22 protein-coding genes and 4 pseudogenes are annotated in these 24,043 nt (G+C 61.4%); 14 read left to right on the forward strand and 12 right to left on the reverse strand.

Annotated features, from left to right (window positions below):
• Window positions 1–190 precede the first annotated feature (190 nt).
• Together ACZ1HK_RS21925 and ACZ1HK_RS21930 are read right to left on the reverse strand one after the other, a co-directional pair.
• Window positions 191–1,360, reverse strand: coding sequence for an ABC transporter substrate-binding protein (locus ACZ1HK_RS21925; protein ID WP_472630479.1), 1,170 nt, complete (start codon window positions 1,358–1,360; stop codon window positions 191–193).
• The gene (locus tag ACZ1HK_RS21930) at window positions 1,333–1,731 is read right to left on the reverse strand and encodes an ABC transporter substrate-binding protein (RefSeq protein ID WP_472630480.1); all 399 of its coding nucleotides are present in this window, start codon (window positions 1,729–1,731) and stop codon (window positions 1,333–1,335) included. Before ACZ1HK_RS21930 ends, ACZ1HK_RS21925 begins: the two co-directional genes overlap by 28 nt.
• 195 nt (window positions 1,732–1,926) lie before the next feature.
• Here ACZ1HK_RS21930 and pnuC point away from each other — a divergent pair, with 195 nt between their 5' ends.
• The 3 genes from pnuC (at window position 1,927) to ACZ1HK_RS21945 (ending at window position 3,555) form a co-directional block, all read left to right on the forward strand.
• Window positions 1,927–2,520 carry a nicotinamide riboside transporter PnuC gene (pnuC, locus tag ACZ1HK_RS21935; protein ID WP_472630481.1) on the forward strand — a complete coding sequence of 198 codons (594 nt, stop codon included), beginning with the start codon at window positions 1,927–1,929 and terminating at the stop codon, window positions 2,518–2,520.
• On the forward strand, window positions 2,517–3,200 hold the full coding sequence (locus tag ACZ1HK_RS21940) for a hypothetical protein (RefSeq protein ID WP_472630482.1): 684 nt from the start codon (window positions 2,517–2,519) through the stop codon (window positions 3,198–3,200). The genes pnuC and ACZ1HK_RS21940 overlap by 4 nt, the downstream gene beginning before the upstream one ends.
• Window positions 3,201–3,321: 121 nt before the next feature.
• A complete protein-coding gene (locus tag ACZ1HK_RS21945; protein WP_472630914.1) occupies window positions 3,322–3,555 on the forward strand; it encodes a hypothetical protein in 234 nt (77 codons plus the stop codon).
• Here the strand turns inward: ACZ1HK_RS21945 and ACZ1HK_RS21950 are convergent.
• From ACZ1HK_RS21950 to ACZ1HK_RS21960, 3 genes and pseudogenes are all read right to left on the reverse strand, one after another.
• The gene (locus ACZ1HK_RS21950) at window positions 3,503–3,937 is read right to left on the reverse strand and encodes a universal stress protein (protein ID WP_472630483.1); all 435 of its coding nucleotides are present in this window, start codon (window positions 3,935–3,937) and stop codon (window positions 3,503–3,505) included. The two genes, ACZ1HK_RS21945 and ACZ1HK_RS21950, sit on opposite strands and share 53 nt — an antisense overlap.
• A gap of 656 nt (window positions 3,938–4,593) precedes the next feature.
• A pseudogene (locus tag ACZ1HK_RS21955) lies at window positions 4,594–6,120 on the reverse strand (DEAD/DEAH box helicase); the annotation flags it as partial.
• Window positions 6,121–6,265: 145 nt separating this feature from the next.
• Complete coding sequence (locus ACZ1HK_RS21960; RefSeq protein WP_472630484.1) at window positions 6,266–7,855, reverse strand: ABC transporter substrate-binding protein; 1,590 nt, start codon at window positions 7,853–7,855, stop codon at window positions 6,266–6,268.
• Window positions 7,856–8,008: 153 nt separating this feature from the next.
• Between ACZ1HK_RS21960 and ACZ1HK_RS21965 the strand changes: the two genes are divergently transcribed.
• The 3 genes from ACZ1HK_RS21965 to ACZ1HK_RS21975 are packed head-to-tail and all read left to right on the forward strand — an operon-like array spanning window position 8,009 to window position 9,769.
• Window positions 8,009–8,440: a YeeE/YedE family protein gene (locus tag ACZ1HK_RS21965; protein WP_472630485.1), complete on the forward strand. Its 432-nt coding sequence runs from the start codon at window positions 8,009–8,011 to the stop codon at window positions 8,438–8,440.
• Between the two features lie 3 nt (window positions 8,441–8,443).
• Entirely contained in the window at window positions 8,444–8,875 is a 432-nt protein-coding gene (locus ACZ1HK_RS21970; protein WP_472630486.1) for a DUF6691 family protein, read from the forward strand.
• Window positions 8,876–8,887: 12 nt separating this feature from the next.
• Entirely contained in the window at window positions 8,888–9,769 is an 882-nt protein-coding gene (locus tag ACZ1HK_RS21975; protein ID WP_472630487.1) for an MBL fold metallo-hydrolase, read from the forward strand.
• 60 nt (window positions 9,770–9,829) lie between these two features.
• Here ACZ1HK_RS21975 and xth read toward each other — a convergent pair whose 3' ends face one another.
• Window positions 9,830–10,612 (reverse strand): exodeoxyribonuclease III, encoded by a 783-nt coding sequence (gene xth / locus ACZ1HK_RS21980; RefSeq protein ID WP_472630488.1) that lies wholly within the window; start codon window positions 10,610–10,612, stop codon window positions 9,830–9,832.
• Between the two features lie 149 nt (window positions 10,613–10,761).
• On the opposite strand from xth, the gene ACZ1HK_RS21985 reads away from it, so the two are divergent.
• Complete coding sequence (locus ACZ1HK_RS21985; RefSeq protein WP_472630489.1) at window positions 10,762–11,136, forward strand: hypothetical protein; 375 nt, start codon at window positions 10,762–10,764, stop codon at window positions 11,134–11,136.
• Here ACZ1HK_RS21985 and ACZ1HK_RS21990 read toward each other — a convergent pair.
• Both ACZ1HK_RS21990 and ACZ1HK_RS21995 read right to left on the reverse strand, forming a co-directional pair.
• Window positions 11,133–11,519, reverse strand: coding sequence for a SpoIIAA family protein (locus ACZ1HK_RS21990; RefSeq protein ID WP_472630490.1), 387 nt, complete (start codon window positions 11,517–11,519; stop codon window positions 11,133–11,135). The two genes, ACZ1HK_RS21985 and ACZ1HK_RS21990, sit on opposite strands and share 4 nt — an antisense overlap.
• Before the next feature lie 79 nt (window positions 11,520–11,598).
• The gene (locus tag ACZ1HK_RS21995; RefSeq protein WP_472630491.1) at window positions 11,599–12,813 is read right to left on the reverse strand and encodes an acyl-CoA dehydrogenase; all 1,215 of its coding nucleotides are present in this window, start codon (window positions 12,811–12,813) and stop codon (window positions 11,599–11,601) included.
• Window positions 12,814–12,933: 120 nt separating this feature from the next.
• Between ACZ1HK_RS21995 and ACZ1HK_RS22000 the strand changes: the two are divergent.
• The 4 genes and pseudogenes from ACZ1HK_RS22000 to ACZ1HK_RS22015 all read left to right on the forward strand — a co-directional run bounded on the left by ACZ1HK_RS22000 (window position 12,934) and on the right by ACZ1HK_RS22015 (window position 16,563).
• Window positions 12,934–13,904: pseudogene (locus ACZ1HK_RS22000) on the forward strand (NAD(P)H-dependent flavin oxidoreductase).
• On the forward strand, window positions 13,905–15,140 hold the full coding sequence (locus ACZ1HK_RS22005) for an acyl-CoA dehydrogenase family protein (protein ID WP_472630492.1): 1,236 nt from the start codon (window positions 13,905–13,907) through the stop codon (window positions 15,138–15,140).
• Window positions 15,137–16,147 (forward strand): phosphotransferase family protein, encoded by a 1,011-nt coding sequence (locus tag ACZ1HK_RS22010; RefSeq protein ID WP_472630493.1) that lies wholly within the window; start codon window positions 15,137–15,139, stop codon window positions 16,145–16,147. Before ACZ1HK_RS22005 ends, ACZ1HK_RS22010 begins: the two co-directional genes overlap by 4 nt.
• Window positions 16,144–16,563 (forward strand): PaaI family thioesterase, encoded by a 420-nt coding sequence (locus ACZ1HK_RS22015; RefSeq protein WP_472630494.1) that lies wholly within the window; start codon window positions 16,144–16,146, stop codon window positions 16,561–16,563. Before ACZ1HK_RS22010 ends, ACZ1HK_RS22015 begins: the two co-directional genes overlap by 4 nt.
• 92 nt (window positions 16,564–16,655) lie before the next feature.
• Here the strand turns inward: ACZ1HK_RS22015 and ACZ1HK_RS22020 are convergent, their stop codons facing one another.
• Window positions 16,656–17,843, reverse strand: a complete 1,188-nt coding sequence (locus ACZ1HK_RS22020; protein WP_472630495.1) for an FAD-binding domain-containing protein — start codon at window positions 17,841–17,843, stop codon at window positions 16,656–16,658.
• A gap of 131 nt (window positions 17,844–17,974) precedes the next feature.
• Here ACZ1HK_RS22020 and ACZ1HK_RS22025 point away from each other — a divergent pair, with 131 nt between their 5' ends.
• From ACZ1HK_RS22025 to ACZ1HK_RS22035, 3 genes and pseudogenes are all read left to right on the forward strand, one after another.
• On the forward strand, window positions 17,975–18,595 hold the full coding sequence (locus ACZ1HK_RS22025; RefSeq protein WP_472630496.1) for an ATP-dependent Clp protease proteolytic subunit: 621 nt from the start codon (window positions 17,975–17,977) through the stop codon (window positions 18,593–18,595).
• Between the two features lie 153 nt (window positions 18,596–18,748).
• Window positions 18,749–20,013 (forward strand): annotated as a pseudogene (clpX, locus tag ACZ1HK_RS22030) (ATP-dependent Clp protease ATP-binding subunit ClpX).
• Complete coding sequence (locus ACZ1HK_RS22035; RefSeq protein ID WP_472630497.1) at window positions 20,010–20,387, forward strand: Rid family hydrolase; 378 nt, start codon at window positions 20,010–20,012, stop codon at window positions 20,385–20,387. Before clpX ends, ACZ1HK_RS22035 begins: the two are co-directional and overlap by 4 nt.
• Here the strand turns inward: ACZ1HK_RS22035 and ACZ1HK_RS22040 are convergent.
• From ACZ1HK_RS22040 to ACZ1HK_RS22050, 3 genes and pseudogenes are all read right to left on the reverse strand, one after another.
• Window positions 20,384–21,385: a hypothetical protein gene (locus ACZ1HK_RS22040; RefSeq protein WP_472630498.1), complete on the reverse strand. Its 1,002-nt coding sequence runs from the start codon at window positions 21,383–21,385 to the stop codon at window positions 20,384–20,386. The two genes, ACZ1HK_RS22035 and ACZ1HK_RS22040, sit on opposite strands and share 4 nt — an antisense overlap.
• Window positions 21,386–21,451: 66 nt before the next feature.
• Entirely contained in the window at window positions 21,452–22,789 is a 1,338-nt protein-coding gene (locus ACZ1HK_RS22045; RefSeq protein ID WP_472630499.1) for a glycine cleavage T C-terminal barrel domain-containing protein, read from the reverse strand.
• Window positions 22,790–22,889: 100 nt separating this feature from the next.
• Window positions 22,890–23,882, reverse strand: a pseudogene (locus tag ACZ1HK_RS22050) (NAD(P)/FAD-dependent oxidoreductase); the annotation flags it as partial.
• Between the last annotated feature and the right edge of the window lie 161 nt (window positions 23,883–24,043).

The following is a 24,043-nucleotide window of genomic DNA, read 5'->3' on the forward strand; positions in this document are numbered from 1 at the left end:
CGGCTTAGATCATCGAACCATCAGCTTGCTTGGCCATGGCTTGGGCATCTCCGCGATCATCTTTGTTCTCTAAATATGCCGAGGAGTCGCCCTTGGCGACGGGGCAGAGCCCCCAGAGAGCGATGGGGGAGCGCGAGGGGGGTATCCCCCTCGCATTGGTCGCCCCGGCCCAGGGCCGGGGCGAAACCACTCAATTCTCGGCGCCGACCGTCACCCAACGCAGGATGAAGAAGTTGTCAGGGCGCTGGGTCAGCTCGATCCCGTCGCGCACACCCCAGAGCAGAGGCTGGACGTACATCGTGTTGTAGACGGCATCGTCCTGAATGATCTGTGCGGCCTCATCCAACATCGCCTGACGGGCGCTGTCGTCGATTTCCGACTGGATCAGGGGCAGAAGTTCATCAATGCGGGGGTTGGAATAGCCGCCGAAGTTCCAGGTTCCCAAGCGCTCACCATTGGTGTGGACGAGGAATCGGATCGGATGCTCGGCGTCAAACGTGCCGGGCGACCAACCCAGCAGGTACATGTCGAAATTATCCTCGCGCAGCTGCGGCCAGTAGTTGGAGACCGGCATCGCGTCGAGCGTGGCGTTGAGACCCACTTGCGCCAGCATCGCCACGATGGCCTGACAGACGGCCTCATCATTCAGGTAGCGGTCATTGGGGCACGACAGGGTGAAATTTGCGCCCTCGGCCCCGGCCTCGGCAATCAGCGACCGAGCGAGGTCCGGATCGTAAGCGGGTCGCTCTGAGAGCGCCTCCGAATAGCCGCGCATGGCGGGGGAGACCAGTTGGCTGGCCTCTTCCGCGACGCCGCCCATGATCGCTTGCAGGATGGCGGGCACGTTCACGGCGTGCGCAACGGCCTGGCGGACGCGGACATCGGCGAAGATGTTCGGGTCGCCATTCAGCAGGGTTTCGTGGTCATGGGCGAAGCCCAACATGATGACGCGGGCCTCAATTCCGTCGAGCACGTAGACGCCATCGGCGTCGTTCACGCGCGCGGCGTCTTGCACGGGCACAGGGTCGATCAGGTCAATGTCACCTGCCAGAAGGGCCGCGACGGCGGTGGCGGAGTTCTGGATTGGCGTGAAGACGGCCTCGGTCACGTTATGCTCGACCTCACCCCACCAGCCGTCGAACGGGACCAGCACGGTTTCCAGATCGGGCTGGCGGGATTGCAGCATGAAGGCACCTGTGCCGTTCACATTACGGGTGGCGTAGTTTTCGGCATCTCGTGCAGGGCGTTCGGCGCCATTCTCGGCCGCCCAACCGCTGTCCATCATCATCCAGTTGGCGATACTGTCGGGAAAGATCGGCTGCGGCGAGGACGTCAGGATATCGACGGTGAAGTCATCCACCACCACCACGTCGGAGACGGGGAGAACCAGCTGGCGACATCGCTGTCCTCGGAACTGGCACGCTGATAGCTGAACAGCACATCTTCGGCGGTGAACGCTTCGCCGCCATGGAAGGTCACACCTTCGCGCAGGTTGAAGCGCCAGCCTGCGCCGTCGGGCAGCGGCTCCCAGCTTTCGGCCAGCGCGCCTTCGATGGACATGTCGCGGCCACGGCGCACGAGACCTTCGTAGACATTGTTCAGAAAGCCCAGAACCGGCGCAGAGGACACGGCATGCGGGTCCATGGTTTGCGGGTCAGTGGTGGCGGCCCACCGAAAGGTCTCGGCCTGCGCGGGCAGGGCGGTGGCCAGCGCCAGAAGACTGGCGGTCATTAGGCGATTCATGAAATCTCTCCCCAGAGTTGGTGTGCGTGCGACCCGGTCCGCCGCGTATGGCCAAACGTGACCCAACCGCGAGCATAGCACGAGGGGGGCATTGTCACGAACGCGTGATCGGCTGTCCCGGGTTGCAATTGCGCGGTCGCCTACGCTCTATGCGGGCAAGGGTCTTGAGGGTGAGGCAGGGACATGCTGGAGTTTTTCTGGGGAATGGTCGGCAGCCGACCAGTCGAGTGGATCGCCGTGGCCTGCGGCATCCTGAATGTCAGCCTGATCATCCGCCGGTCGATCTGGAATTACCCGTTCGGGTTTGCGGTTGTGACGCTGTATTTCTTCATCTTCTGGGAATATCGTCTTTATAGCGACGCGTTGTTGCAGATCTATTTCTTCGTGATCCAGATCTATGGGCTTTACTACTGGCTCAAGGGCCGCGCGCCGGATGGGCGCATTGTTGTGGCGCCATTGGGGGCGGGGGCTTTTGCCGGGTATCTGCTGGCCACGGCATTGGTCTGGCTGATCGTGGCAAGCCTGATGTCTGCCTATACGGACGCGGCGGCCCCCTATTGGGATGCGGCGGTCGCGGCGTTGAGTGTGACGGCGCAGTTCCTGTTGTCGCGTCGCCACCTGCAAAGCTGGTATCTGTGGATTGCGGTCGATGTGTTGGCCATTGGCCTGTTCTACACCCGCGGGTTGGAGCCGACGGCGGCGCTTTACGTGGTTTTCCTGGGTCTGGCGATCACGGGGCTGATCCAGTGGCGCCGTGCCGCCCGCGCAACCGCATGACCACGCGCGGCTTTCTTTTGGGGAAGTTCATGCCACCCCATGCAGGCCATTTGCATTGCGCCGAGGTCGGGCGCGCGCGGTGCGATGTGATGACAGTGCTTGTCTGCTCGACCCCCTCCGAGCCCATCGACGGGTTTTTGCGGGCGGATTGGATGCGCGCTTGCCTGACTGCGCCGGGCTACCGAGTGGTGCATATGCACCGCGACATCCCGCAAGCGCCCGAGGATCATCCCGACTTCTGGCCGATCTGGCGGGCCGCGATTGCCGAGCATCACCCAGAGCCCATCGATTGGGTCTTCGGGTCGGAGGCCTATGTGCATCGCCTTGCCGCCGAAGTCGGGGCGCGGCCGTTTCCGGTGGACCCAGAGCGGCGGGTCGTGCCGGTGTCGGCCAGTGCAATCCGCGCCGACCCGTCGGCCCATTGGGGCCATGTACCATCCCCTGTCCGAAGCTTTTTCCAGCGGCGTGTGGTTCTTCTGGGGGCCGAGAGCACCGGGAAAACCACGCTGTCGGAGGCATTGGCAAGCGACCAGGGGGCGTCCCGGTTCCGGAATACGGGCGCGATTACGATGCGTTGTTCCGGCATGGCCAGACATGGGATGCGGACGATTTTGCCGCCATCGTGGACGGCCATGCGGCCTTGGCCACGGCCATGGCGATGCGCGGTGGGCCGATGGTGATTGAGGATACCGACGCTATCCAAACGCTTGTCTGGGCCGAGGCACTGTTAGGTGCCGTGCCCGAGGCGTTGGTGGCACGGGCGCAAAACCGCGCGGGTGCGGGCAAAAGACCTACCTGCTGCTGGATCATGCAACGCCCTGGCACGACGATGGCACGCGCCACTTCCCTGACCCGGCGCGGCGGGCGTGGTTCACGGAGCGGTTGGAGGCCTGGCTGGAGGCATTCGGGGCCGATTGGCACCGGATTTCGGGCCCTGACTGGGCCGCGCGCGCCAACGCGGCCCGATCCGTTGTGAATGTGCTTAATGCACGGTCAGAACCGAGCATTCCGCCCCATGGCCGACTTTCTGGCTGACCGATCCCAGGAACAGGCTGGCCACCGAGCCGAGCCCGCGGCGGCCCATGACGATCAGGTCCGCGTCATTGAGTTTGGCGATGCGCAGGATCGTTTCAGTCGGATCGCCAGCCATGACGTGGGTGCTGGCAGGCGTGACCCCGGCCTCCGTCGCCTGGGCCAAGGCGGCTTCCATGACGGCTTTGCCAGCCTCTTCGATTTTTTCGGCGGTCAACGGCAGTTCAACAACCGAATAGCCCACGGCGACCATGGTTGTGTCGATCTGTGGTGTATGGACCAGGTGCAGCTCGGCCCCGAGTGTTTTGGCCAATTCGCATGCCTTGTCGAGCGCATGTTTGGACGGTTCCGAGCCGTCGACGGGGGCGATGATGGTCTTGAACATGGTGTGTCCTTTCCAGACTGTTCGCGCAATTGGCTGCGCTTACGAGTCTGGCAGAACGAGGGCGTGGGCGCCTTGAGATGGATCAAGCGGGGCCGGTTCGACAGATGCTCAGCCCCGCTTGGAGGGTTTGCGGAAGGGTCGCGCATCTCCACTCTGGGCCTTTGCGGATGTCTTGTGTTTTGACTTGTGGCGCTGTTTGCGCCCCCCAGAGACTTTCCCGGATCAGACGCGCTGTTGTCGGGCTTTTGGCGCTTTTTGTCGCCTGTTGTGGAATGAGGCTTGGGCTTGGGGCCGTCGGTTTTGGGTTGCGGTGGCTTGGATTTGCCGTGCGCGGGCTTGGGTTTCTTGTGGCTCTTGCTATGCGCGGGCTTTTCGCCGCGGGCCGGTTGAGCCGCGGGTTTTGCCGAGGGCTTGCCTTTGTGTTTGTGAGGCTTTTTCGCGGGCTTGTCCGTTTGGTCCGCACCATCGGACGTCTGAGCGGGCTTCGCGGGTTTGCCTTTGTGCGGCTTATGTGCGGGCGCAGGCGCGGCGGGCATGTGGGCGGCGGCGGGCGGTCCTTTGGGTGAGGCATCAAAATCCGGCAGGCCGGGCAATTGGGTCAGCTTTGCGCCTTGCTCCATCACCATCTCAGGGCCCAGTTCCTGGGTCATGGCTGGGATGGCCTCGTTGGCGATTTCGATGAAGGTTTCCTGAAACTGGACGCGAATTGCGCCGATGGTGTCCTTCGAGATGCCTGCGTTGCGGCAGATCATTGGCAGTAGCCAGCGCGGCTCGGCCCGATGCATGCGCCCAAGCGACAGGGAAAACCACGTGCTTGGCCCGAAGTCGGCATGTTCGCGGCCCTTGCGGGCGGGGCGCTCGCCGGGGGCGGGCACCGCGCTGAGCAGTTCAGGGGCGGAGTGACGCTCGCGGTAAAGGCGCAGGTAGGCGGCGGCGATTTGTTCGGGTTGGTGGAGGTTTAAAAGCTTCTCGGCAAAGGCGCGTTCCTCACCGCTGAGCGTGTCGTTCCACGCCGGATCGGCGAGGATGCGATCCTCGTCACGGGCGCGGATGTCGTCAGGGGAGGGGGCGTGCCCCATTCGGCCTGAAGTTTGCCGCCTTTGAGCAGGCGTTGGGCCTTGGCGCGTTGACGGCAAGGGACGATCAGGACGGATGTGCCTTTACGGCCCGCGCGGCCTGTGCGGCCTGAGCGGTGTAGAAGGGATTCGGAATTGGACGGAAGATCGGCGTGGATCACCAGCTCCAACCCCGGAAGGTCGATGCCACGAGCCGCCACATCGGTGGCCACACAGACCCGCGCGCGTCCGTCACGGAGCGCTTGCAGGGCGTTGGTGCGTTCGGCCTGACTAAGCTCACCGGACAGCGAAACGACGGAGAGGCCCCGATTGGAAAACTTGGCGCTGAGGCGGGCCACCATGGAGCGGGTGTTGGCGAAAACGATGGCGGTTTGCGCCTCGTGATAGCGCAGAAGGTTGATGATGGCCTTTTCGATATCGGAAGGGGCCACTTCCAGGGCGCGATAGGCGATATCGGTGTGCTGTGTATCGGCGCTGCCGATCTTGAGGCGCTGCGCGTTGTCCTTCTGGTGCGTCTGGGCGAGTTTCGTGATGCCGTGGGGCACGGTCGCCGAGAACATCAAGGTGCGCCGGTCGGCGGGGGTTTGATCGAGGATGAATTCCAGATCCTCGGCAAAGCCCATATCGAGCATTTCATCGGCTTCATCGAGCACGACGGTGCGCAGGTCGGATAGGTCGATCACACCCCGCATGGCGTGGTCGCGCAGGCGTCCCGGCGTGGCAACCACCACGTGCGCGCCCCGTTCCAGCGCGCGGCGTTCGGTGCGCGTGTCCATGCCGCCCACGGCGGAGGCGGTGACGATCCCGGCTTCGGCATAGAGCCAGTCGAATTCGCGGCGGACCTGCATGGCGAGTTCACGCGTGGGGGCGATGACGAGCGCCAGCGGCGTTGCGGCGGGACCGAAGCGGCCTTCCCCGTCGAGGATGTCGCCCGCCATTGCAAGCCCGAAGCCCACGGTCTTGCCGGACCCGGTTTGCGCAGAGACCAACAGGTCGATCCCCGAAAGGGCAGGGTCCGAGACCGCCTCTTGAACAGGGGTCAGGCCGGTATAGCCCTTTTTCAAGCGCTGTGGAGAGCGTCTTTGGAACGCCGGAAAAGTCTTGCATGGATCACCAAATGCCGGGGAAGCCGTGGCCCTAGTGCGTTTTGTGGGCGGTGTATAGCCCGCGTGGCGTACGTGTGGCGGCGGGAGCAAAGAAAAAGCCCGGCGATTTGCATCGCCGGGCGTTCTGTTTGGGTAAGGCGTGCGCCTTAGTTCAGCTCAAAATACTTGAACAGGACCTGATCGTCCGCATCCACTTCCGAGGACCAGGCATCCGAGATGCCCCAGTTCAGGACCTGGTTATGGATCGGCAAATAGATCAGCTCTTCCTCGGACATGGCAAACAGGTCCGCGATGGTCTGGTTGCGCACGTCGAGGTCCGTTTCGGACGACAGCGAGACGATCATCTCGTTCATCTCAGGATTGTCGAAGCGCGTGCCGTTCCACGAGCCACGGCCTTCGGAGCGACCGTGATAGAGGAAGTTAAAGATATACTCCGCGTCATAGGTCGGAACGCCCCAGCCGAGGAGGTAGAAATCGGTCTCCAGGTTAGCGATCAGCGGGAAGTGCTGCGCACGCGGCAGGGCCGATAGGTTCACGGTAATGCCGAGCTGCGCGAACATGCCCACGGCGGCCTGACAGATCGCTTCGTCGTTGATGTAGCGATCGTTGGGACAGTCGAGCTGAATGGTGAAGCCGTCCGGATAGCCAGCCTCTGCCATCAGGGCGCGGGCAGCGTCGATGTCATAGGCGGGGTATTCGTCCAACTCAGCCGTCCAGCCGTTGACCGGCGGGGGCGACAGAACACCGGCGGGGGCCGACTGGCCGCGCATGACGATCTGTTGGATCGCTTCGCGGTTGATGGCCATGTTCATCGCCTGGCGCACCAGCGGGTTGGCGAGCGGGTTTTCGCCCTCGACATCATCAAGCGTCAGGTCGTCGTCGCCCACGTTCATTCCGAAGAAGATCACGCGGTTCTGGGGCCCGGAGAGCAGGCCGATGCCATCGGCGGCTTCCACACGTTCAAGGTCTTGGACGGGCACGTCCTGGATGAAGTCCACTTCACCACCAAGGAACGCGGCCAGACGGGTGGCGGGGTTCTGGATCGGCGTGAAGACGATCTGGGTGATGTCCATCGGATATTCATCCGCGCCCCAATAGCCGTCGTTGCGGTTCAGGACGGTTTCGGTATCGGGCGTGCGGCTTTCAAGGATGAAAGGCCCTGTTCCGTTGACGTTGCGGGCTGCGAAGGTGTCTTCACCACCTGCATAATCCTGCACGTTTTCGGAGCCATTTTCGGTCGTCCAGCCCTCATCCATCATCATGATGTTGGTCAGGTTGTTGGGCAAAAGCGGGTTCGGGCCGTCGGTTTCGATCTCAACCGTGTAGTCGCCCGTGGCGCGGACTTCGACGACGCCGGAGAGGAGTTCCTTGAAGTTCGACGTCTCCTGCATCGCGCGGTTTAGCGAGAATACTACGTCCGACGCATCAAACGTTTCGCCGCCGTGGAATGTCACGCCTTCGCGGATCTGGAAGACCCAGACGTTCGGGTTGTCGGCCGATGGCTCCCACGAGGTGGCAAGGGTGGGGACCATGGCACCGGTCATGTCGTTGAGGACGAGCGGCTCATAAATCTGGTGCATGAGGGTCGTGGTCGGGCCCTCGTTCTGGGAATGCGGATCGAGCGTGAGGGCCTCGGCCGCGCGGGCCCATCGCAAGGTCTCGGCATTCGAAGTTGTGGCCGTCAGGGCAGTCGTGGCCAGAAGGGCCGCGCTGAAGGCGGTGAAACGGTTCATCATTGTCTTCTCCCGGTTGGTCCCCGTGTCTGGGGTCAGTCACGTCAGTCGTTGCTGATGGGTGGAAGAGTATGGACGGATTTCGAAATGTCCAGCGGGCTTGGCGATGGGCTGCATGGTGATTAAATCCGGCAAGGGACAAAGAAGGGACATGTCATGGAAACGGAATTCACGCCCTGGGCGTCGCTGGCCGGCGGTGCGATGATCGGGTTGGCGGCGGTGTTGCTGATGGCCGTGGCGGGCCGCGTCATGGGGGCCACCGGCATTTTGGCGGGCGCGCTGTTGCCGGAGGACCGCGACGATGGGCTTTGGCGCTGGGTGATGATTGCGGGCATGGTCACGGCGCCTGCGCTGTATCTGCTTGGAACAGGCGATTGGCCGGAAATCACCGTGCCAGTCAGCACGCCGATGCTTTTGGTTGGCGGCTTTCTTGTCGGTCTTGGCGTGACCTTTGGCGGTGGCTGTACCTCTGGCCACGGGGTGTGCGGGATCGCACGGTTCTCCGTCCGCTCCATCGTGGCGACGGGGGTGTTCATGGTGGCGTGTTTCGCCACCGTCTACGTCGTGCGCCATGTGGTGGGGGGCTGAGCCATGCGGTTGATCTTGATCTTTCTGATCGGGGCCTTGTTCGGCCTTGGCATCGTCATCTCAGGCATGGGAAACCCGGCCAAGGTGGTGAATTTCTTCGATATCGCGGGCACATGGGACCCAAGCCTGATCTTTGTGATGGGCGGCGCCCTGGCCGTAACCCTGGTGGGCTACCGCGTGGCCGTCCCACGTGCGCGGCCCCTGTTTGACGTGAATTTCCATTTGCCGGTTGCCAAGCAGATCGACCGGCGATTGGTGCTGGGTGCCACCACGTTCGGCGTGGGCTGGGGGATTGCCGGGTTCTGCCCCGGAGGTGCCCTGCCAGTCCTGGGCGCATTTGATGCGTCGGTGTGGCTCTTCACGGGGGCGCTTGTGGCGGGTATCCTTGTCGCACGTTTGGGGCCTGGCCTGTTGGCACGCCGCGCGTCTGCTTGAGGAGGTGAGAGAATGGCTTATCCGGTTGACATGAACGTGCATCCGAAAGTGACGGGGTTCTTCGACGAGGCGACCAATACGATCTCTTACGTGGTGCAGGACCCCGATAGCCCGGCCTGTGCAGTGATCGATACGGTTCTGGATATCGACTATGCGGCGGGACGGATCAGCTATGACAGCGCCGATGAGATCATCGCGTTCGTGCAAGAGAACGGCTTGGAGGTCGAATGGCTGATCGAAACCCATGTCCATGCAGATCACCTGTCAGCGGCGCCCTACCTGCAGGAGAAACTGGGCGGCAAGATTGGGATCGGCGAGAAGATCACGCAAGTGCAGGAGGTCTTTGGGAAGGTCTTCAACGAGGGCACGGAGTTCCAACGCGACGGATCGCAATTTGATGCGCTGTTCAAGGATGGCGACACGTACGAGGTTGGCGGCATGACCTGTTTTGCGATGGCCACACCCGGCCATACGCCTGCGTGCATGGTCCACGTTGCAGGGGATGCGGCCTTTGTTGGCGACACGCTGTTCATGCCCGACGGAGGCTCGGCCCGGTGCGATTTCCCAGGTGGCGATGCTGGGGAATTGTACGACTCGATCCAGAAGGTTCTGAGCCTGCCGGACGAGATGCGGCTGTTCATCTGCCATGATTACGGGCCCGGAGGACGTGCGATTGCGTGGGAGACGACTGTGGCCGAAGAGCGGGAGCGCAACATTCACCTTGCCGGTGGCACGTCGCGTGAAGAGTTCATCCGGGTGCGCGAAGAGCGGGATGCGACGTTGGCCATGCCCAAACTGATCATCCCCTCGCTTCAGGTGAATATGCGCGCAGGCGATATTCCAACAGATGGCGACGGGCGCCCGGTTCTGAAGGTGCCGTTGAACGGATTGTAGGGGCCGCGCGGCAGACGCTCGGCTGACGCCATCGCCCCTCCCGCCGTCCCGTAACGCGCATTATGCGGCGAGGTCGATCCAGACCGGGACGTGGTCCGACGGCTTTTCGCGGCCGCGCACGTCCTTTTCGATCCAGCAATCCTGAAGCAGGTCTGCCGCTTCCGGGCTGAGCAGGTGATGGTCGATGCGGATGCCGTCGTTTCGGTCCCATGCGCCGGCCTGATAATCCCAGAAGGAATAGAGGCCCGGCGCCTGGTTGCGGGCGCGGAAGGCTTCGGTCAGGCCGAGGCTCAGGAGGCGGCGAAAGGCGGCGCGGCTTTCCGGGCGGGCAAGCGCATCTTCCTGCCAGACCTCCGGGCGGGCCGCGTCTTCGTCCTGTGGGATAATGTTGTAATCGCCTGCCATGACGAAGGGGATTTCCTGCGCCATCATATCGGCGGCATGGGCATGGAGCCGCTCCATCCAGGCCAGTTTGTAGTCGTATTTCGGGCCCGGCACGGGGTTGCCGTTGGGCAGGTAGAGGCCGCAGAGGCGAACGGGATGGGTGTCGCCCATGACGGTGGCCTCGATCCAGCGGGCCTGTTCGTCGCTGTCATCGCCGGGCAGGCCGCGGCTCACGTCTTCCAGCGGCAGTTTCGACAGGATCGCCACGCCATTGAAGCCCTTTTGACCGTGGGTTTCGACGTTATAGCCTTTGTCCTCAAAGAGCTCGCGCGGGAAGCCTTCATCCACCGATTTGATCTCCTGCAAGAGCGCGACGTCAGGTTGCGCGGCGTCCAGCCAATCGCTGAGCGCGGCGATCCGTGCCTTGACGCCATTGATGTTGAAGGTCGCGATCTTCATGGGCCCCTCCCGGTTTGAAGGCCTTTGTGCCTGCTTGGACGGGTAATGCCAAGCAGGGCCTTGCCGATCATTATTCCCCGCCCCATCTGGGTTTTGCTGCGCTGCCGCATGGGGTAGGCAGATGGAAACGATCAACATTGAGGTAAGAGATGTTCAAGTTCCTGTTTGGTGGAAAGAAAGTTTCCGAAGAGGCTGTACCGGAGACGGATCGGGAGCAGTTCAAGCGGCTGACGACGGACCTGAACGCGTTGATCGACAGCTTGCCCACAAAGCCAAAGGTAACGTTGGACCCTGCAACTGGGCGGATCGAGTTGGAGGAGCCGGAGCAATTTGCAGATGAGGCGCTGGCTTTGCCAGCACCGGAGGCGGATGAGGAAGCGGTGGTGCCAGCCGAGGCGGACGCCAAGCCAGTTGCGGCTGACAAAATCACTGAGGGGGATGCCGTGGCCGCCGCACCAAAAGCGCCGGTGCCAAATCCGCCGAAGCCCAACCCACCGCAGCCGAGCGCCCCGGAGGCGCGCTAGGCTGTTGCAGGGGCCTTGTTCAGCCATTCGCGCGCACTGGCTTCGTCGTTGAAGCTGCGGATCTCATAGCCGGGGATCAACGCGGATTCGATCGCAGCCGCGTTGCGGAAGAAGGCGTTATGGCTGACCAGCGCCGCGCGGTCGAGTTGGTGGAGCATGGCCATCATCTGCGGCCAATGCCGCAGCTCGACCCCGATGGCGCCCACGGTCGGCCATTCCGCGCCCTCGTCGATGATCAGGACATCGCCATGGGCCATGCCCTCCATCTCGGTCGACATCTGCTGCAGCGCGACCTCCATCAGGGCCGCGTCGATCTGGCCTGCAATGGCTATGCGCAGGCTGTTTGGGCCTTCGCGGGTGATTTCGAATTTCGGGTCTGACATCTGCTTTCCTCCTTCGTTTGCTTTCGAAGAAGGATAATCAAGGCGCAGGTTAAGCGCCTTGATGCGTGTCAATTCGTCCTCAGAAAAAGGCCTGCAGGCCAGTTTGTGCGCGCCCAAGGATCAGGGCGTGGACATCATGCGTGCCTTCATAGGTGTTGACCGTCTCCAGGTTCTGGGCGTGCCGCATGACATGGTATTCGGCCATGATCCCGTTACCGCCATGCATGTCGCGGGCCTGACGCGCGATATCCAGAGCCTTGCCGCAATTGTTTCGTTTGATGAGGGAAATCATTTCCGGGGCCGCGGCGCCGTCATCCATCAGGCGGCCCACACGCAGGGCGGCTTGGAGGCCGAGGGTGATTTCGGTCTGCATGTCGGCGAGTTTCTTTTGGAAAAGCTGGGTTTGCGCCAGCGGGCGGCCGAATTGCGTGCGGTCGAGGCCGTATTGGCGGGCGCGGTGCCAGCAATCCTCAGCCGCGCCCATGGTGCCCCAGGCGATGCCGTAGCGCGCGCGGTTGAGGCAGCCAAACGGACCTTTCAGGCCCTCGACGCCGGGCAGAAGCGCATCGTCGCCAACCTCGACATTGTCCATCACGATTTCGCCCGTGACGGAGGCGCGGAGGGAGAGTTTGCCGCCGATCTTGGGGGCGGAGAGGCCTGTCATGCCCTTCTCAAGGATGAACCCACGGATCTTGCCGCCATGGGCTTCGGACTTGGCCCAGACAACGAAGACATCGGCGATGGGAGAGTTGGAGATCCACATCTTGGCGCCGTTGATGACGTAGCCGCCATTAGTCTTCTTGGCATTCGTCTTCATGCCCGCGGGATCGGAGCCCGCATCGGGTTCTGTCAGGCCGAAACAGCCGATTTTTGTGCCCGCAGCGAGGCCAGGCAGGTATTTCTGGCGCTGTTCCTCGGACCCATAGGCATGGATCGGATACATCACGAGCGAGCTCTGCACCGACATCATCGAGCGATAGCCGCTGTCGACACGCTCAACCTCACGCGCGACGAGGCCGTAGGTGACATAGCCCGCGCCGAGGCCGCCATATTCCTCCGGGATTGTGGTGCCGAGCAGGCCCATTTCGCCCATCTCTGCAAAGACCTCGGGCGTGACATGTTCTTCCAGATAAGCGTCGGTCACGCGCGGTAGCAGCTTGTCTTGCGCGAAAGTGGCCGCACTTTCGGCGACCATGCGTTCTTCTTCCGTTAGCTGGCTCTGCAGGTGGAAGGGATCCGCCCAATCGAACGGGGCAAGGGAAGGTCCGGTGTGGCGCGTCTGACCGTCGGGCATCTGGTCTCTCCTCGTGTCGTGTTTCGTGGAGTCTGGGGCTGGGACGCAGGATTGGCAAGGGCGGTGCCTTGCCGCGCCCCCTTGGGCGGGCTAGCGTTTGGGCAGGGAGAGGCAGACACAATGGCTGGTAGAGAATTACCCAAGGTTTTGAGCGGTTTGCGCCTTCCGGTGGTGGGCAGCCCGATGTTCATCGTGTCAGGCCCGGACTTGGTTATTGCGCAATGCTGCGCGGGAATCGTGGGCTCTTTCCCGGCGCTGAATGCGCGGGAGGCGGACGGCGAGCCGATCATGCTGGAGGCCTGGCTGCAGCGGATCACCGAGGCGTTGGATGCGTGGAACCAGGCAAATCCTGACCGGCCTGCCGCGCCCTTTGCCGTCAATCAGATTGTGCATCGGTCGAACACGCGGCTGGAGCGCGATCTTGAGATTTGCGCGAAGTGGAAGGTGCCGATCTGGATCACATCGCTTGGTGCACGGGTGGAGGTGAACGAGGCCGCGCATTCGTGCGGCGGCATCGCGTTGCATGACGTAATCAACAACACGTTTGCCAAAAAAGCGGTCGACAAGGGCGCGGATGGGTTGATCGCAGTGGCCGCTGGTGCGGGTGGTCATGCCGGGCCGCAATCGCCCTTTGCCCTGGTGCAGGAAATTCGGGAATGGTTTGAAGGGCCGCTGCTTTTGAGCGGGTCAATTGCCACGGGCGGCGCGGTGTTGGCGGCGCGCGCGATGGGGGCAGATCTGGCCTATATCGGCTCGCCCTTCATCGCCACGGCTGAGGCGAATGCCGTGACGGATTACAAACAGATGATTGTGGACGGTGGGGCGGAGGACATCGTGACATCTTCTTTGTTCACAGGGGTTTCCGGGAACTACTTAAAGCCGTCCATTGCGGCAGCGGGGCTCGACCCCGATGCGCTTCCGGGGCGGATGCGCGGTCAATGGATTTCGGCAAAGGCTCGGCCAAGCCCAAGGCATGGAGCCAGATCTGGGGCTCTGGCCAGGGGATTGGCGCGGTGAAAGCAGTGGAGCCGGTGGCCGAGTTCGTAGATCGGTTGGAGCGGGAATATGTCGCCGCACGGGAGGGATTGTAGATGGACCTGGGTGTTTCGGAGCGGGTGAAGCCGCTGGTCGAGGCCGTGCGCCGCATGGTGCGCGATGAGATTGCGCCGCTGGATGCCGAGTATCACGCGGAGGTGGGCAAGCACCCATCAGGCGACCGGTTTGCCATGACGGACCGGCAGGTGGAGATCCTTAAGTCTTTGAAAGAAAAGGCCCGCGCGCAGGGGCTTTGGAATTTCTGGCTGACGGATTCAGAGGAAGGTTATGGGCTGAGCACGGTCGAATATGCCTACTTGGCCGAGGAAATGGGCGCGGTGTCCATCGCGCCGGAAATCTTCAACTGCAACGCGCCGGATACGGGCAACATGGAGGTGTTGGAGCGCTACGGGACCGACGCGCAAAAGGCGCGGTGGTTACCGGATTTGATGGAGGGCAAGAGCCGGTCGGCCTATCTGATGACGGAGCCGCAGGTCGCCTCCTCCGATGCTACGCAGATTTCGTTAAAATGCGAACGGCAGGGTGAAGACTATATCCTAAACGGCGAGAAATATTGGGCAACTGGGGCAGGGGACCCGCGTTGCGCGCTGTATATCGTAATGGCCTGCACCGATCCGGATGGCCCGAAACATGCGCGGCACACGATGCTGCTGGTTCCTGCGGACAGTCGCGGGATCGAAAAGTTGCGGCCGATGGAGGTGTTCGGCCATGACGACGCACCGCACGGGCATATGCATATCCGGTTTACGGATGTCCGGGTGCCCGCCGACGCGGTTGTTCTGGGCGAAGGGCGCGGGTTCGAGGTGGCGCAAGGGCGACTTGGGCCTGGGCGGATCCACCATTGTATGCGCGCGATTGGGCGGGCGGAATATGCCCTTGAATTGATGGTGAAACGGGGCCTTTCGCGCGAGGCATTCGGCAAGCGCTTGGTCGATCTGGGGGCGAACTACGACATCATCGCCAATGCGCGAATGGAGATCGAAATGACGCGCTTGTTGTGCCTGAAAGCGGCGTGGATGATGGACCATGCGGGCGTGCGTGCGGCACAGCCCTGGATCTCTAAGGTGAAGGTCGTGGCGCCGTTGATGGCGCTCAAGGTCGTGGACGAGGCAATGCAGATGTTCGGAGCGACGGGGCTAAGCCAGGACACGCCATTGGCGCGGCTTTACTGCGACTTGCGCACGTTACGCCTGGCAGATGGACCCGATGCGGTGCACAGGCGGCAGGTGGCACGGGCGGAGCTGCGCAAGTTCTCGAACGACGCGCCATGAGCGGGCTTGATCTTGCCCGGCTCGGCCCTTGGCTGAACTTGAACCTCGGGCTGCAAGGGCCTTTTGAGGCAGAGAAATTCTCCGGCGGACAATCCAACCCGACCTTTTTGGTGAAAGGCGCGTCACGGTCGGTAGTGGTGCGCCGGAAACCGCCCGGAAAGCTGTTGAAATCCGCCCATGCCGTGGACCGCGAATTCCGGGTGCAGAAAGCGCTGGCGGGCTCGGACGTGCCTGTGGCGGAGGTTTATGCGCTGTGCGAGGACAAGGCGGTGATCGGATCGTCGTTCTACGTAATAGAAAACATCGCGGGCCGGGTCTTTGATGACCCGCGCCTGGACAGCATCACGCAACCGGAAAGACGGAGTTTTATCAAAGAGATGGGGCGCGTTCTTGCAGCGATCCACAGCGTGGATCTGGAGCAAACGGGCCTGTCGGATTATGGGCCTACGGGGAACTATTTCCGCCGCCAGATTGATCGCTGGTCCGGGCAGTACCGCGCCAGCGAAACCGGCGAGATCGCGGCCATGGACCGGTTGATTGAAGCTTTGGACCGAGCCTGCCCTGAGGATGATGGCCGGGTGACGTTGGTGCACGGCGACTACCGGATCGACAACTTGATGTTTGATACGGATGCGCCCGAAGTGCGGGCGGTTTTGGATTGGGAATTGTCGACGCTTGGCCATCCGTTTGCCGATCTGGCGGCAGTGATCATGCAGTGGCAGATGCCGCCCGGTGATCAGGGGCGGGGCTTGCGCGGGGTGGATCGTGCGGCGCAAGGCCTTGTTTCTGATGAGGAATTCGTTGCGGATTACTGTGCGCGGATGGGCATCGGGGCGATTGAGAATTTCGGCTTCTACGTCGCGTTTTGCTTCTTTCGCATGGGGGCGATCTTGCAGGGCGTGGCAAAACGGGCGCTGGACGGCAACGCGTCTGACCCGGAACGGGGCCGAAAACTGGGCGCTTTCGTGCCGCTATACGCTGCCGCGGGATTGGAGGCTTTGGGATGAGTGTTCCGCCGGACTTAGAGGAGCCATTTTATCCACTTCAACGGCATCTGGGCTACCGTTTGATGGACTGGTCCGAAGGGGCGGCGACCATCGAACAACCGCTGCTGACGCATCTGGAGAACCGGCAAGGCCTTCCCCATGGCGGGGTGCATGCGACCTTACTTGACACGGCGATGGGCTATGCGGGCTGTTTCACGGGCGACCCGGACCGCAAGCAGATGGCACTGACCCTTTCGCTGACAATCAATTTCATTTCCCGACCCAAGGGCACCCGCTTGATTGCAACAGCACGCAAAACGGGCGGGGGCAAGTCGACCTATTTCGCCGAGGGCGAAGTAAAGGACGATTTGGGGGAGTTGATTGCGACAGGAACCGGTGTTTTTCGCTATCGCAAGGGCGATTTGGTCGTCGGTTGAGCGGGCAGATGTTGCGGAAATGAGATTTTGTGAGGGCAATCTGCGCCCAGAATCCGCTTTTATTACTCTTTTCGAACCTTCATCCCCTTATGTCACGCGAAGTCTGCGACAAGCTCAGGAATGGCCTTCTTGAATCGGAAAAATCCGTGTGTCGCGTGGGGCCAAGCGGCGCTGTCCCAAGTGCGGCGGCATTCCACCAACGAAATCCCGTCCGCGCCAAGGCGTTTGCGCAAACTCCTCAAGGTCGAAGCGGCAGGGCCGACGGTGGCAAATGGAGCGACCACTTGTTCCAAGCCTTCCGATTTGACCCATTCTACGATCTCGCCAACGGAATGAGTGACCGGTCCGCGTGTGCCAAGCCTGCCTTGCCACCGTTCCAACGCATCTGTCGCCGCGGCATCGACATATGCGATGACTTTCTCACTCACGGTGCGTGGCGATCTGCGTGATGGAGATAGCAAAGCCGCACAAGCCACAGGCGCGGTGGGCAGTACATCGAGCAGATAGCCAGGTGACAGGTCATCTTCATGCAGAAGGACGCCCGTCCGCAGACCGGCTTTTACCTCACCCACATCGCGCAGCGGGCGGCGTTCGGGGTGGGGTTGCCCGGACAGGGGATCGGCCTGAGTGTTCAACCGCCATTCCGGGTTGTGGCGGCCTTCGGTGTACTTAGAGATGTTCGAAGACCGTGCGATGTAGTGTTTTCCATGGGTCTGTAGGCCGGCCACCCAGCGCCAGCTGAGCGTATTGGACGCGGGATCACCATCGAGCAAGTGACGCATGAAGAAATCTGCGCCCGCCTGCCAGGGCAGCCCCAGCGTGAAAATCCAGATTGAGGCGAACCACATCCGGGCGTGGTTGTGGAGATACCCGGTCTCTACCAGCTCGCGGGCCCAAGCATTGAAGGCGTCGATATCTGTTTCGCCGGTCTCAGCTGCCGCGACTTGAGGATCGACCTGCAACGCATTGAGAGAATTGGCATAGTCTGCCCAAACGCCTGGCCTCAGCTCCAACCAGCCTTTCCAGTAGGTGCGCCAGCAAACCTCCTGAACAAACTTTTCGGCCGTTCCCAAGGAATAGCGTCCCAAGATGGCTTGGATCACCTCCTGCTCCGTCAGGAGCCTGTGGCGGAGGTAGGGGGAAAGCCGGCTGACATGGGGATGGCCCTGATCGGGCAAGTCGTAATTGCGCTTCGCCGCATAATCGCGGCCCGATTTGGGGACAAAATCGGACAGGCGGGCGAGCGCTTCAAGTCGGGTCGGGGGGAACGGATCGGTCATGCGAGGGCGAGATATTCCTAAGACCCGGATAATCAACCGATACGAATTCGACAGGACCTGCCCTTGCAGGCCCCCATGGGCAGACATAAGACTCAAGGACCGTACCGCGATGAATTCGAGAGGCAGGCGCGATGCAAGATCCCATTGAGACGTATAACAACCTTGTTCCCATGGTCGTGGAACAGACCAGCCGCGGCGAACGCGCCTATGATATTTTCAGCCGTCTGCTGAAAGAACGTATCATTTTCGTCAACGGCCCCATCCATGACGGCATGAGCCACCTGATCGTGGCGCAGCTTCTGCACCTTGAGGCGGAAAATCCGTCCAAGGAAATCAGCATGTACATCAACTCTCCCGGCGGCGTTGTGACGTCCGGTTTGTCGATCTACGACACGATGCAATACATCAAACCGGCGGTGTCGACGCTGGTGGTGGGGCAGGCGGCCTCGATGGGTTCGATCCTGTCGGTGGGCGGGGCGAAAGATATGCGCTTCTCCCTTCCCAACAGCCGGATCATGGTGCACCAGCCCTCTGGCGGCTATCAGGGCCAGGCGACCGATATCATGATCCACGCGCAAGAAACGCAGAAGATCAAAGATAAATTGATCGGTATTTACGAAAAACACACCGGTCAAAGTGCAGAAGATATCTTTGAGGCGCTGGAGCGTGATAATTTCATGTCTCCAGAAGAAGCGAAGGCATGGGGCCATATCGACGAGATCGTTGAAAACCGGTCATCGGACGAGGGCTGAGGCCCTCGCGCAACCGTGTCAAACGGTGCGTGATTGTTCCGGAATTTGCGATTGTGGCCCGGGCAGCGCTGTTCTAGGCTGGCGCAAACTCGGGTCCAGCACCGACCCTGAGGGGGCCATTCTGCCCCCGACGGACCGCACAAGGTAGACGAGATGGCAAGTAATTCCGGCAACGACTCCAAGAACACGCTGTACTGTTCGTTCTGTGGAAAAAGCCAGCACGAGGTCCGCAAACTGATTGCAGGCCCAACCGTATTCATCTGCGATGAATGCGTTGAATTGTGCATGGATATCATCCGCGAAGAAACGAAATCGGCGGGTCTGAAATCCGACGATGGGGTGCCCTCGCCGAAAGAGATCTGCGGTGTTCTGGACGATTACGTGATCGGCCAGGCGCACGCGAAACGCGTTTTGTCGGTTGCCGTGCACAACCACTACAAACGCCTGAACCATTCCGGAAAGTCCGAGATCGAGCTGGCGAAATCAAACATCCTGCTGATTGGCCCCACGGGCTGCGGCAAGACGCTGCTGGCGCAGACGCTGGCGCGCATTCTGGATGTGCCGTTTACAATGGCAGACGCCACCACGCTGACCGAAGCGGGCTATGTGGGTGAGGATGTCGAAAACATCATCCTCAAGCTGTTGCAGGCGTCGGAATACAATGTCGACCGTGCACAGCGCGGCATCGTTTATATCGACGAGGTCGACAAGATCACGCGCAAGTCCGACAACCCCTCGATCACCCGCGATGTTTCGGGGAGGGCGTGCAGCAGGCGCTTCTGAAGATCATGGAAGGCACGGTGGCAAGCGTTCCGCCGCAAGGTGGCCGCAAGCATCCGCAGCAGGAATTCCTGCAAGTCGACACGACGAACATCCTGTTCATCTGTGGCGGCGCGTTTGCGGGGCTCGACAAGATCATCGCGCAGCGCGGCAAGGGTTCGGCCATGGGCTTTGGTGCCGATGTGCGCGACCCGGAAAGCAAGTCCGTGGGCGAATATTTCAAGGATCTGGAGCCGGAAGACCTGCTGAAGTTCGGCCTGATCCCGGAATTCGTGGGCCGCTTGCCGGTTATCGCGACGCTGGAAGATCTGGACGAGGATGCCCTTGTTACCATCCTGACCCAGCCCAAGAACGCCCTGGTCAAGCAATACCAGCGCCTGTTCGAGCTGGAAGATGTGCAACTGACCTTCACCGAGGATGCGCTGAGCGCGATTGCCAAGCGTGCGATCGAGCGCAAAACCGGCGCGCGCGGCCTGCGGTCGATCATGGAAGATATCCTGCTGGATACGATGTTCGATCTGCCGGGTGCGGAAGGCGTAGAAGAGGTTGTCGTCAACGATGACGCCGTAAACTCCGATACCCAGCCGATGATGGTCTATTCCGATAAGGCCAAGGAAGAACCGGCAAGCGCAGGGTGATCCGGCGTATCCATTCCGGTGGTCCTTTCGAAGAAAGGGTTGGCTATTGCCGCGCCGTTGTGGCGGGCGGCATGGTGCATGTTGCCGGATGCTGCGCCCATTCAGATGACATGCCGACAGACACGCCGGGGCAATGTGCATCGGCCCTTCGCGTGATCAAGCGGGCCTTGGAAGAGGCGGGCACTGATTTCGCGCATGTCGTGCGCGTCGTCTATTACATGGCGGATATCCGGGAGTTCGAATCCTGCTGGCCGCTTCTGAGAGAGGCGTTCGGAGAGAACCCGCCTGCGGCTACGGTCATCGAAGCAAAGCTCATTGATCCGATGGATACGATAGAGATCGAGGTCACGGCAGTTCTGCCCGAAGCAGGTTAGCGCAGCCAGAGCTTCTCACGCTTCAGGGTGTTTCTGATCGCCTGTTCCCGGCGCGGAAGGTTCGCGCGATCAAACAGCGCCCGGGCTTTTTGGCCTTTCCCCTGATAGATCATCCGCTTCATGGGGTCGTAGTTCTTTAAGACTTTCTTGATCTTGTTGGGGGCCGAGACCTCCTCCAACACGTCGACAACCCGCTGCTCTTCCCTTGCATAAAGAAGCGGCAGAACGCGGTAGTGGCAGGTGGTTTGGCCGTCCAGCCAGCCTGGCTCCAACGCATCCCGACCGCCCCCGAAGGAGTGGATCACAAGGGGAAGTGCGACTTGATCGAGCCAGGGGTCGAGGACCTGGCAGACGATTTCCTCCGGTCCGTTGTCGCGGATCGTGGTGGCGTATTCGGCGAAGCGTTGCCCGAATTCGTGCGGGCATTTGTAGTAGAAGAACCCAGCGTTGAAGTAGAGGTGGCGGCGCCAGTATTCCTCGGGTTGGTCCGTATCCAATGAGCTTTCGAAATCCAGCCCAAATTGGTCGTAGAGAGATTTCCAGGTGGCGGTGTAGCCGGGCCCATAAAGCTCGATCTTCGGCCAGGTGCCTTCCACGCGCAGACTGGCCGAAGGCCTTTCAAAGTCGAAGGGCACTTTGGTGAGATCATCCATCACCAGCGTATCGGTATCGAAGAAGACGAAAGGCTCACCCTTGGGCAGGGCCTTGAGCGCTTCGATCTTGTTGCCGTAGGGATAGTATTCACCGAAGTGATTGTTCTCGAACGGAATAATCTCAGCCCCAAGCTCTTCCAGCAGTCCACGGACGGCGTTGTCCCCCATGCGCGGATCCTTGGACCAGCGGTGGTTGGGTTGAGGTTCGGCGACGAATAGACGGCCCGGAAACTTTGGGTTTGCGGCCCGGAACGACGCGGCGAAGAGGGCTGCTTCGTATTGAAGCCGACCGTTTTGGCCAACGATCATGACGTTGAATGGGGGCGTCTTTGGCTTTTTCGCCATTATGGTGGTCCGCTGCTCATTATTTTTTCCGACTATAGCGGTATCACGGGCAGCGTTCCAATGGGTTTACGGGGCCATTGCGTACGAGACATCCCGCAATCGCTTGCCAGACGGATCAAAGGGGGACTCGTGCAGAATGCGCGCTTCGTGCGGTTGGCCGAGGATAGCCACATGAACCATGTCGCCCGGATCTGCGGATGCCGTCTTGATATAGGCCAGCGCCAGTGATTGGGACACGCTGTATCCGTAGGCCCCGGACGAGACCTGTCCGATGGGCGTGCCGTCGGGAAGAAAAACCGGCTCTCCCCCGCTGGCATCCGCGGTCTTTGCATCGATCGAAAGCAGAACCATCGTTTCGCGGGGGGCTTTGTCCTTGATCTTCAACCAACTGTCTTTGTTCAGAAAATTCTTGTCCGTCTTCATCAGGCCGGCCAAACCGCTTTCCTGGGGCCAGTATTCCGGTGAATAGTCCCGACCCCATGAGCCATAGCCTTTCTCAAGCCGCAAGGACATCAGCGCGCGGGAGCCGACTGGCCCTGCGTTGACGGCTTTTCCTGCATCGATCAGCGCGGTGTAGAGTGCAACCTGATCGCCCTCGGCGCAGTGCAACTCCCATCCCAGGTCGCCGGTGAAGGAAACGCGGATGGCCACGCAATCGACGCCCGCAACGGTGATGCGCTGAGACCTAAAGAAGGGGAAGGCGTCGTTGGAAAGGTCCGCATTTGTGAGGCGTTGCAATAGGTTGCGTGCCTGGGGACCAGCGGTATTGAAGCCGCAGGTGGCCTCGGTCAGGCTGTCGAAGGTTGTGCCTTCGGGCAGGGGGATGGCCCTGAAGAAGCGTTGGTGGAAGCGTTCCGCAGCCCCACCGCCAAGGATCCAGAATTCGTCGTCCGCGAGGCGAGTAACCGTGAAGTCGCCCGCCACGCCGCCGCGTTTCCCGATGAGGGGCGTCAGGCAGGAGCGGCCCATAGCTTTGGGCATTTTGTTGGGGAAAAGCGCGTTCAGCCATTTCTCAGCGCCGGCCCCTTTCACGCGGTATTTGGCGAAGTTCGAGATGTCGATGATGCCTGCGTTCTCGCGCAACATCCGCGCTTCGCGACCCACAACATCCCACCAGGGTTGGCGCGCAAAACCGGCGCTGTCGGGCGTGGTTTCGTCAAAGAACAGCGGATGCTCCCAGCCATAGTTCAAGCCGAACTTGGCCCCCATCGCGGACTGCATTTCATAGGCCGGACGCATGCGAACCGGGCGCCCTGCTTCACGTTCTTCGCCAGGGAAATGGATTTTGAAGCGGTGAGCGTATTGGTCTTCGACGCGGGCCTTGGTGAAGGCTTTGCCGGCCCAATGGCCATAGCGCGCGAGGTCCCAGCCGAAGAGATCGAGGGATGGTTCGCCTTCGACCATCCATTCGGCAGCGAGTTTGCCCAGGCCGCCGTTTTGCGAGAAGCCCGGGATGATGCCGTTGCAGCAGAAGTATCCCTTCAATTCGGGGACTGGGCCGAAAAGCGCGCTTGAGGTCGGGCGACCAGATCATCGGGCCGTTGATGACGCGCTTGATGCCCGCCGTGCCGACAACCGGCACGCGGTCGATGGCGCGCATCATGTTGGGCTCGATCCGTTCCAGATCATCGGCGAAAAGCTCGTGCCCAAAGCCTTTCGGCGTGCCGTCTTCGGCCCAAAACCGCATGTCTTTCTCATAGGCCCCGACGAGCAGGCCTTGCCCCTCCTGGCGCAGGTAATATTCTCCGTCTCGGTCCGCTACAGAGGGCAGCCGGCTCTCCATCGCGGCGATCTCGGCGATGGTCTCGGTCACGAAATATTGGTGCTCAGTCGGGATCAGCGGCAGTTCAATCCCCGCCATGGCAGCCACTTCGCGGCCCCAGAGGCCAGCGGCGTTCACGACCCAAGGCGTGCGGATGTCACCTTTTTCCGTGCGCACGATCCAGTTGCCGTCGGGTTGTTGTTCGGTGCCAGTGACAGGGCAAAAGCGGATGATTTCCGCCCCCCGCTGCCGCGCCCCAAGGGCGTAGGCGTTGGTCACGCCGGATGGGTCGACATTGCCGCCGTCGGGTTCAAACATGATGCAGCGGATGCCGTCATAGTCGACGAGCGGGTGCAGGCGTTCGGCCTCATCCCGGCTGACTTCATGGAAATTCATGTCGTAGCGGCGCGCCTTGGCCTCTTGCAGGCGCAGCTGATGTTCGCGGTCTTCGGTTTGGGCAAGATACAGGGACCCGGGCTGAAAGACGCCACAGGATTGGCCGGTTTCCTCCTCCAACTCCTTATACAAGTTCATCGTATAGTGCTGGAGCCGCGAGATATTCGTGCTGTCGTGGAGGCCATGGATATTGGCCGCCGCGTGCCAGGTGGAGCCGGACGTCAGCTCATCGCGTTCCAAAAGGACCACGTCGGTCCAGCCCGCCTTGGCAAGGTGGTAGAGGATCGAGCAGCCGACAACGCCGCCCCCGATGACGACGGCCTGGGCGTGGGTTTTCATGGGGTATGCTCCGGTCTGCGGTCCATGGAAGGAGGGTGCGCCGGGGCCGCGCGCGATTCTGGTCAGGGGGCGACGTTTGCAGGCAAAATCGCGCAAGGGGTCGCGGGGCGGGTAATTGTGGTAAGCAGTAACCGGGGGCTTTCGGGACCGTTTCTTGCAGA

The organism is Gymnodinialimonas sp. JB5-7 (assembly GCF_055693405.1).